Origin of the sequence: Cytobacillus horneckiae, from assembly GCF_002835735.1 — a bacterium.
GTDB lineage: Bacteria > Bacillota > Bacilli > Bacillales > Cytobacillaceae > Cytobacillus > Cytobacillus horneckiae.
This window is the reverse complement of the sequence record NZ_PISD01000023.1, coordinates 1-15,709: the sequence shown is the minus strand read 5'-3', so window position 1 is coordinate 15,709 and position 15,709 is coordinate 1. Positions and strand designations below refer to the sequence as shown.

At 38.3% G+C, this 15,709-nt stretch carries 18 protein-coding genes and 1 pseudogene; 13 read left to right on the top strand and 6 right to left on the bottom strand.

Annotation, left to right across the window (positions count from 1 at the left end):
* Positions 1 to 131: 131 nt before the first annotated feature.
* From CWS20_RS11640 to CWS20_RS11635, 3 genes and pseudogenes are all read left to right on the top strand, one after another.
* Positions 132 to 682, top strand: a pseudogene (locus CWS20_RS11640) (YitT family protein); the annotation flags it as partial.
* A gap of 18 nt (positions 683 to 700) precedes the next feature.
* Complete coding sequence (locus CWS20_RS29300) at positions 701 to 940, top strand: YitT family protein (protein WP_350339528.1); 240 nt, start codon at positions 701 to 703, stop codon at positions 938 to 940.
* 296 nt (positions 941 to 1,236) lie between these two features.
* Positions 1,237 to 2,553, top strand: coding sequence for a metal-dependent hydrolase family protein (locus CWS20_RS11635; protein WP_066193234.1), 1,317 nt, complete (start codon positions 1,237 to 1,239; stop codon positions 2,551 to 2,553).
* Between the two features lie 348 nt (positions 2,554 to 2,901).
* Here CWS20_RS11635 and CWS20_RS11630 read toward each other — a convergent pair whose 3' ends face one another.
* Positions 2,902 to 3,081, bottom strand: a complete 180-nt coding sequence (locus CWS20_RS11630) for a hypothetical protein (RefSeq protein ID WP_066193238.1) — start codon at positions 3,079 to 3,081, stop codon at positions 2,902 to 2,904.
* A 461-nt stretch (positions 3,082 to 3,542) separates the two neighbouring features.
* On the opposite strand from CWS20_RS11630, the gene CWS20_RS11625 reads away from it, so the two are divergent.
* The gene (locus CWS20_RS11625) at positions 3,543 to 3,785 is read left to right on the top strand and encodes a hypothetical protein (protein WP_066193240.1); all 243 of its coding nucleotides are present in this window, start codon (positions 3,543 to 3,545) and stop codon (positions 3,783 to 3,785) included.
* 21 nt (positions 3,786 to 3,806) lie between these two features.
* Here the strand turns inward: CWS20_RS11625 and CWS20_RS11620 are convergent, their stop codons facing one another.
* Together CWS20_RS11620 and CWS20_RS11615 are read right to left on the bottom strand one after the other, a co-directional pair.
* Entirely contained in the window at positions 3,807 to 4,037 is a 231-nt protein-coding gene (locus tag CWS20_RS11620) for a hypothetical protein (protein ID WP_066193243.1), read from the bottom strand.
* A 540-nt stretch (positions 4,038 to 4,577) separates the two neighbouring features.
* Positions 4,578 to 5,054, bottom strand: a complete 477-nt coding sequence (locus tag CWS20_RS11615) for a GNAT family N-acetyltransferase (protein WP_066193246.1) — start codon at positions 5,052 to 5,054, stop codon at positions 4,578 to 4,580.
* 296 nt (positions 5,055 to 5,350) lie between these two features.
* Between CWS20_RS11615 and CWS20_RS11610 the strand changes: the two genes are divergently transcribed.
* Both CWS20_RS11610 and CWS20_RS11605 read left to right on the top strand, forming a co-directional pair.
* Positions 5,351 to 5,908 (top strand): thioredoxin family protein, encoded by a 558-nt coding sequence (locus CWS20_RS11610; protein ID WP_066193248.1) that lies wholly within the window; start codon positions 5,351 to 5,353, stop codon positions 5,906 to 5,908.
* Between the two features lie 18 nt (positions 5,909 to 5,926).
* Positions 5,927 to 6,991: an NAD(P)H-dependent flavin oxidoreductase gene (locus CWS20_RS11605; RefSeq protein ID WP_066193249.1), complete on the top strand. Its 1,065-nt coding sequence runs from the start codon at positions 5,927 to 5,929 to the stop codon at positions 6,989 to 6,991.
* 84 nt (positions 6,992 to 7,075) lie between these two features.
* On the opposite strand, the gene CWS20_RS11600 is transcribed toward CWS20_RS11605, so the two are convergent.
* A complete protein-coding gene (locus tag CWS20_RS11600; RefSeq protein ID WP_066193250.1) occupies positions 7,076 to 8,002 on the bottom strand; it encodes a manganese-dependent inorganic pyrophosphatase in 927 nt (308 codons plus the stop codon).
* A gap of 147 nt (positions 8,003 to 8,149) precedes the next feature.
* On the opposite strand from CWS20_RS11600, the gene CWS20_RS11595 reads away from it, so the two are divergent.
* The 3 genes from CWS20_RS11595 to CWS20_RS11585 are packed head-to-tail and all read left to right on the top strand — an operon-like array spanning position 8,150 to position 10,778.
* Positions 8,150 to 8,899 carry a metallophosphoesterase family protein gene (locus tag CWS20_RS11595; RefSeq protein ID WP_066193252.1) on the top strand — a complete coding sequence of 250 codons (750 nt, stop codon included), beginning with the start codon at positions 8,150 to 8,152 and terminating at the stop codon, positions 8,897 to 8,899.
* Positions 8,900 to 8,911: 12 nt separating this feature from the next.
* A complete protein-coding gene (locus CWS20_RS11590; protein WP_066193256.1) occupies positions 8,912 to 9,667 on the top strand; it encodes a class I SAM-dependent DNA methyltransferase in 756 nt (251 codons plus the stop codon).
* 4 nt (positions 9,668 to 9,671) lie between these two features.
* Positions 9,672 to 10,778 carry an alpha-hydroxy-acid oxidizing protein gene (locus tag CWS20_RS11585; RefSeq protein ID WP_066193257.1) on the top strand — a complete coding sequence of 369 codons (1,107 nt, stop codon included), beginning with the start codon at positions 9,672 to 9,674 and terminating at the stop codon, positions 10,776 to 10,778.
* Here CWS20_RS11585 and CWS20_RS11580 read toward each other — a convergent pair.
* Positions 10,758 to 11,576 carry a GNAT family N-acetyltransferase gene (locus tag CWS20_RS11580; protein ID WP_066193258.1) on the bottom strand — a complete coding sequence of 273 codons (819 nt, stop codon included), beginning with the start codon at positions 11,574 to 11,576 and terminating at the stop codon, positions 10,758 to 10,760. The genes CWS20_RS11585 and CWS20_RS11580 overlap by 21 nt on opposite strands.
* Before the next feature lie 12 nt (positions 11,577 to 11,588).
* Positions 11,589 to 12,212 carry a glycerol-3-phosphate 1-O-acyltransferase PlsY gene (gene plsY / locus CWS20_RS11575; RefSeq protein ID WP_066193262.1) on the bottom strand — a complete coding sequence of 208 codons (624 nt, stop codon included), beginning with the start codon at positions 12,210 to 12,212 and terminating at the stop codon, positions 11,589 to 11,591.
* Between the two features lie 378 nt (positions 12,213 to 12,590).
* Between plsY and CWS20_RS11570 the strand changes: the two genes are divergently transcribed.
* Genes CWS20_RS11570 through CWS20_RS11555 form a run of 4 tightly spaced genes read left to right on the top strand, consistent with a single transcriptional unit; the run spans position 12,591 to position 15,666 of the window.
* On the top strand, positions 12,591 to 13,166 hold the full coding sequence (locus tag CWS20_RS11570; protein ID WP_066193264.1) for an RNA polymerase sigma factor: 576 nt from the start codon (positions 12,591 to 12,593) through the stop codon (positions 13,164 to 13,166).
* Positions 13,163 to 13,642 carry an anti-sigma factor gene (locus tag CWS20_RS11565; RefSeq protein WP_066193266.1) on the top strand — a complete coding sequence of 160 codons (480 nt, stop codon included), beginning with the start codon at positions 13,163 to 13,165 and terminating at the stop codon, positions 13,640 to 13,642. Before CWS20_RS11570 ends, CWS20_RS11565 begins: the two co-directional genes overlap by 4 nt.
* Positions 13,639 to 14,709: a hypothetical protein gene (locus CWS20_RS11560; RefSeq protein ID WP_066193269.1), complete on the top strand. Its 1,071-nt coding sequence runs from the start codon at positions 13,639 to 13,641 to the stop codon at positions 14,707 to 14,709. Before CWS20_RS11565 ends, CWS20_RS11560 begins: the two co-directional genes overlap by 4 nt.
* Positions 14,710 to 14,721: 12 nt before the next feature.
* Complete coding sequence (locus tag CWS20_RS11555; protein ID WP_066193271.1) at positions 14,722 to 15,666, top strand: LiaF transmembrane domain-containing protein; 945 nt, start codon at positions 14,722 to 14,724, stop codon at positions 15,664 to 15,666.
* The last annotated feature ends 43 nt before the right edge of the window (positions 15,667 to 15,709 follow it).

Here is a 15,709-nt window from a genome sequence, read left to right as displayed (position 1 = left end):
ATGGTTTTAACCTGAAAGACTGGAGAATTTCTTCTGATTGCCAAGTTAACAATTGTTGATTCTATAGGATTTTTTCGAATTAATATAGATGAATCCGTAAATAATATTTTTTTTTGAAGGACGGTAAAGATATGTATCAATTACTTGGAGTGATTTTTGGCTCTTTAATTACAGCACTTTCTTTTAATCTTTTCCTAATCCCCAATAATATTTTAAGTAGCGGGATTGGTGGAGTTGCAATTATCATTGGTATCTTAACACCCTTTAATACTGGATTAGTAAACCTTTTACTAAATTTACCTATTCTTATTTTGGATATGTTAAGCTTGGAAAACGATTCATTGGTTATACAATTGTATCAGTTTTCACATTTTCGGCAGCGTTATATGCTATTCCCATAAATGCAGTGACAAGCGATTTTCTACTTTCTTCAATATTTGGTGGTGTAGTTGCCGGTGTCGGTATTGGATTGGTATTCAACTGCAAGGGTTCAACAGGTGGATTCGATATTATCGGGATGTTGCTTTCACGAAAAAAAGACATTCAGATTGGGAGATTCTTAATCGTACTTAATTCAGTTGTTGTCATTGTTTCAGGATTATTCTTCGATTGGGACACTGCCTTATACAGCTTATTATCCATTTTTATTACAGGAAAAGTGATTGATACGATTCATAAAAAACATCGAAAAATAACACTAATGATTGTAACTAGCCAGGCAGGAAAAATGAAAGAAAAGCTATTATCAAGCCTTATACGCGGGATTACATTATTGGATGGAGAAGGTGCATATACCAATGAGAAAAAACATGTTTTAATGACTGTAATTTCTCGGGAAGAACTAACTAGAATAAAAACATTAATTTCTGAAGTTGATCCACAAGCTTTTGTAAACATTACAGAGTCAACTGAAGTATTAGGTCTATTTAGAAAAGGCTAAAATTGAGAGGGAATATATTAATGGGAAAGTTTAAAGAGCAAAAAGGTATGATTTAGATTTTCGTCGATAACTGTACTATCTTTTTAAGGTATAGATGTGACATCATTCGGGATTTCTGTTCGCTCACTGTAAAACGATTATGTACTAGGTTATTTAATCTATCAAATATAGATCACTAAAGAGCCACTTATATTAACCGATTTTTGCATCAATAGAGGACTTAATACCAAATAATTTTACGGTTTTTTATTTAATTGAATGATAAATTTACTATTTAAATCGAGGATGATAATGATATGAAAATGAAAAAAGCATTAATTAATTGCACAGTTATAAACGGTGATATGGATCGGGAAATTGAAAAAGATATGATTATTCTCATAAATAATCAAGGCATTATTGAAAAAATTGAAAGCCGTCAAAATATAATGATTTCTAAAGAGTATGAACAAATTGATATTAATCATCAATATGTTATGCCAGGACTCATAAATGCACATGCACATTTATTTTCTGATGGAAACCCTACTGAACTATCTTTTAGTGAAGAAACGCTAAATTTTGGAATTAAGTTATTGAATACTAAATTGGGCAAGAAATTTATTTACAATAGAATGAAGAAAAATGCTTTAGTCGCATTTCAATCCGGCATAACTACAATGCGCTCTGTTGGTGAATTCTTTTATCAAGATGTAAAACTGCGAGACGATATACAAAACGAAAAAGTTATTGGTCCAGACTTATCCGTCTCAGGTTTCTTTATTAGCGCTACTGGGGGTCATGGAGCCCCGTATTTAGCACTAGAGACTGACGGTCCGTGGGACGGTGTGAAAAATGTACGTAAAAATGTGCGTCAAGGTGTAGATTGGATTAAAATTTGTGTAACAGGTGGCGTAACTGATGCAAAAACAATTGGTGAAGCCGGACGTATTCAATTAACCGAAGAAGAAGTATTCGCCATTTGTAAAGAAGCTCATAAAATTGGGATGATGGTTGCAGCACATGTAGAGAGTAGTGAAGGTGTTAGGATTGCTTTAAAAGGTGGGGTAGATTCAATCGAACATGGAGCTCCAATGGATGAAGATATTATTTCTCTTTATAAACAAAACCCTAATGCCTTACGAGGATATACATCACTAATTCCGACATTTCAAGCTGCTTATCCCTATGCATTACTAGATAGAAGCCAAACAAATATTAATGATGTCCTGTTTGAAAATGCTAAAATTGTCTATGAAGATATGTTGATTAGTTTCCAGCAAGCAATCAAGAATAATATTAGTGTTGGAGTTGGAAACGATGCGGCAATGGCTTACGTATCACACTATGATTTATGGCGTGAGTTAGATCATATGATTCGTTTTGGTGGTATTACTGAAAAGAAAGCCATTCATTTGGTGACAAAAAGTAATGCGGAAATTTTAGGGGTTGATAAACAAATAGGTACAATCGATGAAGGGAAGAGAGCGAATTTATTGATATTACCTAATAATCCTATAGAAAATATCAAAAATCTTTCAAAGCTTAGTATGGTAATTAAAAATGGCGTTTTATTTGAAGATTTAATCATTAAAAAGAACGAAAGGTTGGATTTTGCATTGGATTTAATTTAAGAAATCGGTCCTCACCACTTTTACTGTACGCTCGTTTATCCCAAGAAGCAAGAAAATAGCTGTATGATCAATACGAATTAACGTATTCACAAATCAGTTTTAAAAAACGCCCAAAACCCTTGGTATATATGAGATTGGGCGTTTTTTTATTATACCCTATTTTAGGGGTACAGCCAGGGTACAGCCAACCAAATGACATAACACCCACGCTAAGAAATATAAATCCCTTTATATCAAGAGTTCTAGCGTAATAAAAAGGATCGTTTTCGTTACAGCTAATTACCTTGTGAATTAAGTATTTAGCGTTCATTAAATTGTTTATTGCGGTCTATAGCAGCTTCGCTGGTATTAGGCCAATTCAAAGAAAAGCTTTAAATGATATGAGAATGACCGTAAGGTATTACGTGAAGCTCCACGGTTATCCTTAAACTTTAAATATTGTAAAACTGGTTGGACCGGCTCATTGTTATGATCTAGTAACATGTACCGAGTTTTTCCTTCTTTTGTAGAAAGGGTAATTACTCTCATAAATTCCTCCTGTTGAAATTGTTCTTTTATTCATTTTAGAAAGCTCTCAATCTCTTAATTTTAGATAATCTTCCCCCTTTCTTTATTTACTATAAATACTATAAAAATTAGTGTGGTTAAATAGTCTTTAAAGAAATAAAAAAACGGATAACTTTACATTGAATACTGTAAAGTCATCCGTTTTGAATGGTTAAGATAATCGGAAATTTTGTACGCTAAGCAAATTTAACCATAAAAAAATGTCGACTTCCTATACGTTAAGAAATCGACACTTTTATGTTTTTTGTTGGCGAAAGCTTTAGAGTACTTTTCTTACATTCATTTTATGAGATATAAATTGATTGGTTGCTCATTTTCCTTATACCAAATTTGATTTATTGTTTTCTTTTTTAGATTGTAAAAATATACCTTAGCATTTTTTTTATTTAAGTCCGCCTGAATGGAAAGCAGTGTCAGGAGCTGTGGTTGGTAAAGGTCAGTATGGTAAAATAAAGCTTTATTCTACTGGGATTGCAGGTTTATCGGTGCAAGAAAAGATCGGAAATGACTGGGTAACTATGGGTGGATCTGCTGGTTTAACCTTGTTCGAAGAGGGTGGCGAAGTTACGCAAGATTATTGGATGGAAAAAGGTAAGCTGTATAGGATCGAGGTAATCTCAGGTACTGCGCTAAAATCAACTGGAACTATAAGAAATTCACTATAAAAATACACTCAATTGAATCAATTACAAACCTATTTCCCTTATTTTATAAGTCAAATTTACAAAACGTGCAAAAACCCCTTTAGCTAAATCCTTTTTCTTTTTTAAATATGCTTCTACAGGAAACGAATAAACTTTATGTCCTTCTTCACTACTAATCTCCACTGATGGTATAAAAAAATATGGAAGAGAAAACCTATATAATCCTTCGTTAGGTAAAGGAAGCATTGAAGCTTCTTTATTATTTTTTAACATCTTAATTCCTCACTTTCTTTATTCTTCATTACAAAAAATCCATCCCACTCTTTTTTTCGGCAATACTTTTATAATCTGAAATTTAAATTGCATATTAGATATTCACTTAATAATGTTTGTAAAAGTATGCTTTTAGGCCCATAAAGTAACGTATAAAATTTCCGTTTATATATGTCTTAGATTTCATTTATAAACGATTATATATTATTAATACATACAAGGTTTACTAGAATTAAACTTATTAAAAGTACAAATTCATTCCAGAAAAGAATTTTTTAGCTTATTTTTTCTTTTGTAGAGGTAAAAGCGATTACTACAGATAATTCAATAATATACCTATTCTATCCTGGAAAAATTAATTTTTATAAAGTAGGTGTTCTATGTTCCTAAAAGCCATCATTTGTTTCATCCGGCGAAACCATAAATATAGCTATTATACAGGCAAATGTGTATGATGCGGAAAGAAGAGAGGCTAATTTAATTAGCTACAGCTTGTAGAGAAACCTTGGTTTTTCTACAAGCTGAAGGGATAAAAATATTTTATTTCAATTTTTTCAAATACCAAGCGTCCATTGCAGAGTGTTCTGAACCATTAAGTGGTTCCTGCAAAAGGTCAAATTCAAATTTTTTATACAAGCTGCTTGCCGCTTTTAAATCATGACGTGTCTCAAGATAGCAGTATTGATAATGTTTTTCGGCAAAATTAATTGCAGTTTCCATTAATTTAATTGCACACCCTTTACCTTGTGCTTCCGGACTTAAGTAAAGCTTTTGCAATTCGCAAATTTCTTTCCCTTCATCAAAAACGGCAATCCCAATGCCACCAACAACTTTATTGTCAATCTCAGCAACCCAATATTTAGAATGGCTAAGCTGATTGTAGAATTCAGAAAGTTTACCTAGATGAGGATCAAAGTAAGCTGTCCCTTCAATATTTAATCCAACGGACTCAAGTGAATTTTTAATGATGGCTTCGATGACTGGATTATCTTTTGGCTCAATTTCTCTAATGTTCATTGATTTTTCTCCTTTGTTAGTAATCTCATTAAATGAATGGTAACGATGTTTATATGTAAATTCAAGTAAAAAATACTTAATATAGTAAATTGCTGTTCGAAGCAGGAAAGCATCATAGTCTTTAGGAACCGTTATCGGCAATTTAACTTGCATAATTATTATTTTGTTCTATACAAACTTGTTCAGAATGGCTTAAAAACTAAATAGCCCGCAAGCTAGATTATTTTATTTTTTCGAAAATTGAATGGTATGATAATAGAAGATGAAACCTAATGAAAAAAAGGAAGTGTAATGAGATGGAATTAAAACAGTGGTTTGAAAAAGGCTTAACAGCAGAGCAGTACATAGATGGGATGAACGTCAACAAAGAATCAATGCTTTCAATTTATGAAGGATTTACATTGTCAGAGGAAGAAAAGAATGAACTTCAGCCTAATAAAGGTAAAGGGCTAAAGGCAATTGTGCTGACTGAGGACTGGTGCGGGGATGCGAAATTAAATAACCCTGTATTATTGAAAATTGCAGAGGAAATTGATATGGAGGTTCGCTTTGTTTTAAGGGATTCCAACCTGGAGCTAATGGATCAATATTTAACAAACGGTACCTCCCGTGCCATTCCTATTTTTGTTTTTCTGAATAAGGATGGCGAGGAATATGGTGTTTGGGGACCGAGAGCGTCGAGATTGCAGGAGCTTGTTACAGAAAGAAGAGCCGCTTTGCCGGATAAAGAAGACCCTTCATTTGAAGAAAAACAAAAGGCATTATATAAAGAGCTAGGAAAAGCATATGAAACAGATTCAAGCTTATGGCATAGCGTAGCTGGCAGCATTATCGAGACACTCGTAAAAAAATAGAGAAGGGCGTGGAGAAGATTGGGCTGGAATCAGAATCGAGTTACCGAACTGTTAAAGATAGATTACCCAATCTTCCAGGCACCGATGGCTGGAGGAGCAACCACAGTAGAACTAGTTAGTCAAACCTCCGAATGCGGCGGGCTTGGAAATATTGGAGCAGGGTATATGAATCCGATGGATATAGCCAATAGCATTCAGGAAATCCGGAAAGCAACGAATCGGACATTTGGGATTAATTTATTTGTACCTGAAGAACCAGACGCTTTTACTGAGGAGAAGGTGAAATCAGCTATAGCAGCACTATCGCCTTACAAAAACGAGCTTGAGATAGCTGAAGACATCATCCTTCCTCAAAAGGACCATTTGCTGTTTTATGAAGAGCAGCTCGAAGCAGTGATGAAAGCGATGGTGCCCGTATGCAGTTTTACATTTGGCATTCCTCATCATTCAGTGATTGAAAAGCTTAAGCAAGAAGGCACGGTAGTGATTGGTACAGCAACGAATGTAGAGGAAGCGCTACTATGGGAAAAAAGCGGTGCGGATATTGTTGTTGCTCAAGGCAGTGAAGCTGGCGGTCATCGCGGTACATTTTTGAATGATGATACGACAGGCTTAGTCGGCGGGTTGGCACTCATTCCTCAAGTCGTTGATGCTGTACAAATTCCAGTTATCGCAGCAGGAGGCATAATGGATGCACGCGGTATTGCAGCCGCGTTCATGCTTGGTGCAGAAGGTGTTCAGCTGGGGACTGCCTTCTTAACAGCAGAAGAAAGCGGCATTCACCTGACGTACAAAGATGCGTTGCTGAATACAAATGGCGAAACCTCCATCACAAAGGCGTTTTCAGGCAAAATGGCACGCGGAATAACCAATCGATATATGCGGGAAATGGCAGATAAGGAGATCCTTCCTTTCCCTTATCAAAATGACCTCACAAACGCTATTAGAAAAAGAGCGGCAAGTAAGGAAAATCCAGATTTTATGTCATTATGGGCCGGGCAGGCCGTAAAGCTGGCAGAACAGAAAAATGTGCAGCAATTGATGAATGAGTGGATTGAAGGGACAGGGAGGCTGCTTGATTGAAAAGTGAAAATCGGTAGTCAGAACTGACCCAGTAAATAAAAAAATGCCAGAAAGTCGAAGCTGACTTTCTGGCATTTTCAACACTTAAGCCAACACGTTTGTAAGTGGCGGCACAATTTGTTTTTTGCGGGAAACGACACCTTTCAGCAGCGCCTGCTTGTTTTCAAGCTTGACGTTGAATGCTTTTTCAACTGCTGCAGCTTGTGAACCTAGAGCAATACCGACAGAATCATTGTTTAATATATCTGTTAAGACGAATAGGAAAAGGTCTAAGCCTTTTTCATCAATTGTTTTTGAAATGACTGCTTCCAGTTCATCCTGGCGGCTTAATACTTCGTTTAAATCAACCGCGTTTACTTGGGCAATATAAGCTTTATGGCTGCCCATTTGGAATTCCTTTGCATCGAGTGAAATCAGCTGATCAATTGTTTTATCACTTAAGTCAGCACCGGCTTTTAACATTTCTAAGCCATATTCCTCAGGATTTACACCAGCAATGGCTGCTAGTTCTTTGGCAGCTTGTACATCTTGCTCCGTGCAAGTAGGGGATTTGAATAGTAAAGAGTCAGAAATAATTGCTGAAAGCATCAGACCAGCGATTTCTTTCTTAATCTCTACGCCATTTTCTTTATACATTTTGTTTAGGATGGTTGCTGTACAGCCAACCGGCTCAGCACGGTAGTATAATGGATCGCTTGTTTCAAAGTTAGCGATGCGGTGGTGGTCGATGACTTCAAGAATTCTAACTTCTTTAATATCATCTGCACTTTGTTGGAATTCGTTATGGTCCACAAGGATGACTTCATTTACTTCTTTTGCTACAGCCTCCACTAAACGGGGTGCTTCTGCTTTGAAATAGTCAAGCGCATAGCTGGTTTCTGAATTCACTTCACCTAGGCGTACCGGCTCAGCGTCAACACCTAGTTCTTTTTTTAAATCTGCATAAGCGATAGCAGAGCAAATTGTATCAGTATCTGGATTTTTATGACCGAAAATAAATACTTTAGACATCGTATATCTCCTTGATTAAATAGATTATTAATTGTTATTTTAACATATATACTTACTGTAATCATGAATGAGCAAAAAATCAACTTGCCTTTTCAAAAAAATAGCAGAGTAGAAAATGTAATATAGATTATAAGGGGGACTTTCATCATGACCATCGCCGTCATTTCAGATATTCACGGTAACTTAACGGCTTTAGAGGCAGTTTTGGAAAATGCGCATGAACGAGGAATTGAACGCATTTTTTGTTTAGGAGATTTAATCGGCAAAGGGCCGAACGCAATCAAATCTGTAGAGAGGATTCGTGAAACCTGTGAAGTGGTGCTTCTCGGCAATTGGGATGATTTTATTACAAAGAAAATCGAAAGTGATGAAATAAATTGGCACCAAAGCCAGTTAGCAGGAGAGCCGATGTCATATTTAAGGTCATTGCCGTTTCATTATGATTTTTATATGAGCGGAAAATATGTGAGGTTATTCCATGCGTCTGCCAAAAGTGTCTACCACCGCGTGTTTCCTATGAGAGCACCCCATGACGAGAAACTTGCAATGTTCGAAAACACAGAGCATATCACCCCTCTGAAGAGCAACATCACTCCGGATGTGGTAGGGTTCGGTGATATTCATGCTGCACTTGTTGAGCCGATTTTTCCGCAAAAAACATTATTTAATTGCGGCAGTGTCGGCAATTCTCTAGACATTCCGCAGGCAACCTATGCGATTCTCCATGGAGCGTACTTATCGAAGGAGCCTGCGCCTTTTTCAATTGAAATCGTCAGAGTTCCTTACGATGTGGAGAAGGAGATAGCAATTGCCCGTGAGATGGGACTGCCAAATGTTGAGGCCTATGCATTAGAACTGAGAGAAGCAAAGTATAGAGGAATACCGACTAAATCCTAGGGGGCTAAGCCAATGGAATTTAAGGGGTCTGCAGCTTATGAGGATGAGCTGTTTTTTCAAAACTATATGAAGCGACGGCATCGCAAGGATAGTCCGAATGAAATCATCGAAAAACCTGCCTTGTTAAAAATGATAGGTGATGTATCTGGCAAAGATGTTTTAGATTTGGGCTGCGGCGATGCTTCAATGAGAAGGGAGCTGCTTCAAGCAGCCTCTTATCTTGGGGTAGATGGTTCGAAAAATATGATTATGAGGGCGGAACAAAATCTATCAGACTTGGAAAATAGCGAGGTCATTCATTCCTCGCTAGAGTCCTTTCCCTTTCCAGTGGAAAATTACCATCTAATCTTTTCTCAATTAGCGCTTCACTATCTTGAAGATTTTCGTCAAATTTGCGAGAATATTTACAACAGTTTGCGATTTGGAGGCAAATTTGTTTTTAGTGTACAGCATCCGGTCATCACAAGCGCTTTTAAAAGTAGCGGGACGAAGCGACCCGATTGGATTGTTGATGATTATTTTCAAATCGGCGTACGAGCAGAGCCTTGGATTGGCGAAAAAGTCGTAAAATATCATCGTACAGTAGAGGAATATTTTATGATTTTACGAAACAGTGGCTTTCATATTAACGAGCTTTGTGAAGCGACCCCTGATAGAAGGAATTTTTCTTCAGAGGAAGAATATGAAAGAAGAAATAGAATTCCGCTATTTCTCCTATTTTCATGTGAGAAGCCGGTTTGTGAGTATAACATGAGCATAAGGGGATAGACAGATGAGTGTAGAGGCGAAGAGTTTTCCGGTATCATTTGATGCACTTGAGCAGGAAGCGAAGGAAAAAATGTCAACAGGCGCATACGGCTATGTTCGTTCTGCCGCCAGTAATGAAGAAACGTTAAGGAAAAATGCAAAAGGCTTTGAGAAATTAGCCATTGTCCCAAGGATGCTGCGCAATGTAGCAGCTGTCGATATGAGTGTAACAATCGGGGGACGGACATATCCATATCCGATTTTTCTCGCACCAGTTGGAATGCAGAGGTTAACACATGAAGAAGGAGAGCTTGCTTCTGCCCGGGCGGCTGCAGCAATCGGTGTGCCGTTTACCCAAAGCACAGTTTCAAGCTATGCGCTTGAAGAGGTGAAGCAGGCTACTGGGGATAGTCCAAAGTGGTTCCAGCTTTATTGGTCACGCAATGCAGAAGTATCCTACAGCATGGTGGACCGTGCCGAGAAAGCGGGCTATGAAGCGGTTGTTTTAACAGTAGATACGGTCATGACAGGCTGGAGAGAGACAGATTTATCCACCAACTTTTCACCATTAAAACTTGGATTTGGGAAAGCAAATTATGAATATGATTCTGTATTTATGGCTGCATTGCAAGCCAAGGATGAGGAATCTATCATTCAATCAGTACTGGAAAATATTCATTATCCTGAATTGAACTGGTCGCATGTGGCAGAGTTAAAAAAACGGACGAGCCTGCCTATCTATATTAAAGGCATTCTTCATCCTGAGGATGCAATACTTGCAATTGAAAACGGAGTGGATGGCATCATTGTATCCAATCATGGCGGAAGACAGCTTGACGGCATCATCAGTGCAATCGATGCCCTGCCAACCATTGTACAAGCAGTTGATGGAACGATTCCAGTCCTGTTTGACAGCGGTATCCGCCGTGGAACAGATGTCGTAAAAGCCCTCGCATTAGGTGCGAAGGCTGTGTTCATCGGCCGTCCATTTATTTATGGCTTATCAGTGGGCGGGCAAGCAGGTGTGGAAAAAGTGCTGGAAAACTATATCGAAGAAACAAAAATCACGATGTCACTCGCTGGCATTTCAAAAGCGAGCGACCTTTTAAGTTTAAAATTGATACGTGAATAGCATTAACTCATGTTTAAGTGAAAAGCCTGCAGCCTGATAAAGAGAAAGGGCTGAATCATTTGTCGCACTTACACAAAGAGTGACACTTGCGATTTCCTCAAATTGAAACAGCGAGGCTAAAGCAGACTGAGTGAGCTGCGTACCAATGCCCTGCCTGCGGTATTGAGGAGAAACGGTAATGAATTCAATGTTTCCTTCTCCATACTCAGGCAGGGCTTCAATGTATACATAGCCTTTAATATTATGTTGATCGGTTAGGATAAGCAGTCTATTAAGATCATCTAATTTACTAATGATCTCTTTTGCAGAATGATAAGTATTTGGAAAAGCGGCTTCATGCAGTTCGCTAAAAGAATCGGTATATTGCGGCTTGAAGTCTATCGCTTTTTGCTCGTAATGATTTTTGGATGCTTCCAAGATGAAGTGATTGCCTTGATGGTGTGCACCAATATTTTGTGCAAAACGGATTCCCTGCTGATTTTCTTTATTTATGAAAAAATAAAGAGTGTTTAAGGTAGATTCATAGGTTTCTTTAAGCTTTTTCCAAAGCTGAAGGGCCACTTCTTCACTTGTAGAAAAAGGTCCCCATACTTCTGCTGTTTTTTCCTCATCATCAATATCTAGTCCGATGGCGCCGTTGATCTCCATATCTTTGCTTACGAAAAAAACATCCGCAAGCGGCGAAAAATCTTTTTCGAGTGTTTGCAGAATCTCTGCCACGTTATCACCGCAATAACCGATATGATGCTGCTTTTGCTGATTCATGCTCGCTAGAAAGTGGGCCAGTTCCTTATGCATTATGCTTTCCTCCTATGCTTGCTTTGTATTCTTAGGGGGAAGACGGTCATCCTTTATCCGCTTATCGTTAATTTTCGGCTCGTTCTGACTAAGGTGGTTTTTAATATTAGAGCGGTGAAGAAAAATCAACAGGATAAGGAATAGTAAAAAGATAAAATCATGCTCATTCGCCGGTTTAAAAAGCGCATATATAAGCAGCGTAACGCCAACGGAAAGTGAACCGAAGTAAACATATTTTGTGACATAAATAACGGCAACAAAGGCAAAATAAGCAATCAGAAACAGCCAAATATTCGCAACAATCAACACACCAGCTGTCGTTGCAATCGCTTTCCCGCCGCGAAAACCAGCAAAAATCGGAAAGCAATGCCCAACAACCGCAATTAATCCGACTGCCAGCGGATCATGCTCCGTTCCAAGCAGGATAGGCAAAGCCGCAGCCAGCGCCCCCTTACCGCTATCAATAAGCAGCACAACAATCGCTGCCCGCTTCCCCAATACACGCAGCGTATTCGTCGCCCCAGGATTGTTGCTCCCATGCTGGCGAATATCAACCTTGAAGAAAATCCTCCCAATAATTAAAGCAGTAGGAATAGAGCCAAGCAAATAAGCGGCAAAATAAATAAATAAGTCCATAATTGACTCCTTGTTAACAATTTTCTAATAAGACTTATTTTACCATATAGTGTACTAGCAGAATATATGCATAAAAAAATTGATATATAGGCTGATTTTTATATGGCAGTGAAGAAAAGCACGAACGCACAAGGGAAAGAACCAATCGCCATTATAAAACGCAAATAAAGTGACGCCATCTCTTCAAAATAAGTTCCCGCATTTTAATAGCCCGACAAATGCATACTGTAAGAGAAACCCTGACTATATAAATAGGAAATAGTGCGTCAAAAACGCTCAAAAAGAGCAAGTTGTTACTTTATAAGTCGTGCAAAAAAATAAATTAAAATAATTTCAAAAATCCTGTAGGGATAGTTCTAACTAGTTTCGTCTATTAGGGTGGAAGCTGGTAGAAAGGGGGAGAGAGAGATTAGCGACCAAGTTCTTATCCAAAAAGTATTAAGCGGCAATGATCATGCGTTTCGCTTATTGGTTGAGAAGTACCGCAATGATTTGTTTAAAACGATTTTTGCGGTCTTGCGAGATCAAAAGGAAGCGGAAGATGCCGCACAAGAAGTGTTTTTAAAGATCTATACCTCTCTCCCCCAATATGAGAATCAAGGCTTTAAAACATGGATGACCAGAATAGCAGTAAATCACGCCATCGATATGAAGAGAAAGAGAGAACGAAGGCGTGAAGAAATGATGGAAGTGGTTGACTATGATTCTGCCGCACCGCAAAATAATAGCATTGAAGTAAAAGTTATTAGAAATGAAACAAGAGAGCTCGTCAGGCAGCGTCTTCATGAAATGCCTGACAATTATCGAAATGTAATATATGATTTCTATATTAAAGAAAAAAGCTATCAGCAGATGGCTGAAGAGCAAAATGTACAGGTGAAAACGATTGAGACAAAATTATACAGGGCGCGTCAATGGATGAGGAAGCATTGGAAGGAGGACGATTTTTCATGAAACATTACGCTTATGACGAATGGCTAAAATACGTGAAGAATGAATTGGAAGATGATGTCCGCGAGGCTTATGAGGATCATCTATATAGCTGTGACCAATGCTTAGAGCTCTACTTGACCGCAGTTGAAGAGGACGATCTACCAATCATCGAAAATGAACCGGACTTTACTGATTTGGTCATGGCGCAAATCACCAATCAAAAGCAGCTGACAGCAGTAGAAGAAAAAGAACCAAAGCATCCGAAGAAAAGAGTGGCATTCTATCAGAAATCTATTTTCCATTACGGCGTTGCAGCCGCGATGACATTGATTTTAATGTCGACTGGTGTGTTCCAGTCGCTGACTCAATATGCAGGTGGTGTTGAAAGTCAAGGATTTAAGGAAAAGGATACATCAATGACCGAAGGCATTGTGGATAAAACCTTTGCCTGGATGGATTCACTTGAGAGAAGTAATAAGGAGGATAACAAAGAATGAAAAATCCGTTGATCGCATTTTTATTAGGCTTTTTTCCAGGCGGAGGATTAATGTATTTAGGAAAAGGCTTTAGAGGTTTAGCTTATATGCTGGGAGAGTTTTTCCTAATTGCCTTAACCTTTTTCCTATTGGCTTCAGGTGTCGGCGGAGAAGTGATGTTTATCGTATTAACAGGCGTGTTTCTCTACATTGTCAACCTCGTAGATACAGGCATTCAGGCATCAAAGCTTTTAAAAGCGAAGCAGCCTTTAACTGAAGAAAATAAACCAGAAGAGCTTGACTATGAAAGATTCCGCACGATTCTGCTTTCGTTTATCCCGGGTGTCGGCCATTTTCATCTTGGGTTAATGAATCGCGGACTTACCTTTCTGGCGGCATCGCTCGGGTTAGGAATTATGGTCACTTTTATCGCATTCCTGACTAATCGGGGTGAATTTCTAGTTTTTCTTCTTTTATTCCCTGTCATTTGGGTGTATAGCTTCTTTGATTCTATCCAGCAATTGAACATGAAGCAGCGTGGTGAAGAGCTAGTTGACCGCACAATTTTAGAGGATTTTGAAACAAGGAGAGAAGAAGGAAAGAAGAGCAAAGCGATTGCCACATTCTTATCCATGTTCCCTGGTGCCGGCCATTTGTATCTTGGCATGCAGCGCCGCGGCATTCAGCTTATGGCTGGTTTCCTGTTCTCAATCTATATCTTGGATGTATTAAGGCTCGGCATCTTTCTTTTCCTCATACCGATTATTTGGTTCTACAGCTTTTTCGACGGTTTACAAAAGGCCTCCAGATACGGTGATGAAGAGCTTGAAGATGTTCCGATTATCTCGTACTTTAACAATTATCAAAAGTGGGTTGGCATCGGCTTAGTCTTAGTCGGATTATATTATTTAACAACGAATATTCTGCTTCCAGCGCTTTCGCCAATGCTAAATCAAATGCTCAACATCGATCTATGGTTCTGGTTTGACCGCTACTTCCAAACGGCGATCGTATCCATTCTCTTAATTGGCGGCGGTTTGAAGCTATTGGCTGGAAATAAAGAAAAGAAATTAAAGAAAGCAGAATAGGAGAGTGAAAAGATGAAGACTTGGAGAGTAGGTACATTTTCGATGGGAGCATCGTTGCTCCTTCTCGGTATATATTTAATATTATCCCAATTGATGGGATTGGATATAACGAATATGTTAATCTCATGGTGGCCTGTAATATTAGTCGTACTAGGCATAGAAATTCTGCTTTACCTGCTTTTTTCAAAACAGGAAAAGCCTTATTTAAAATATGATATCTTAAGCATCTTTTTTGTAGGCATCCTCGGAACGGTCGGAATAGGTGTTGCATTAATCAGTTCCACTGGAATTGTTGACAAGGTGAGTGCAAGCATGGACCGGGAGCATCGTACGCATGAGCTTCCTGCTTATGAACAGGCAGTATCAAAAGAGGTAAAACGTGTCGTAATAGAAACAGGCAACAATGCAGTAACAATTGAAGGATCGAATGCGAAGGATGTTTCGATGTTCGGTACCTATACTGCGTCCAGCGGAAAAAATGAAAAGCTGATTGAGACATCAGAAGACTATGTGAGTTCAACTGTAAAAGGGGATACATTGTACTTAGCCATTAAGGATATTCCTAATGAAGCCGTTGGCATGTTCGATCAATACGGCATGATGTCACCAACCATTCTTGTTCCGCAAAACGTCAAGCTTGAAGTTGTCGGCAATCATAACGAAATTACGATAAAGCCACGTAAATTGATGAGCGACTGGTCCATCGACAAAAGCTCACACCTGGATATCCAGCTTGAAGAAAATAGCGATGTTAAGCTCGTTGCCTCAAAAATAAATGATATTGTCGGTGAACTGAAGGGCTGGAAAATCAAAAAGGAGAGCATAAATGAAGCGGACGAAGAATATGATTACGATGATTCTGGCTTGATTGAAGAAGCGACTTTCCAATTAGGAAAGGGTAGCCAAGAAATACAAATCAATGATACGTCACAAGTTCAATTGAAAATTGTCCATTAACAGGAAGAAGCTGATTCCATTTGTGAACTGCACCCCAATTGTT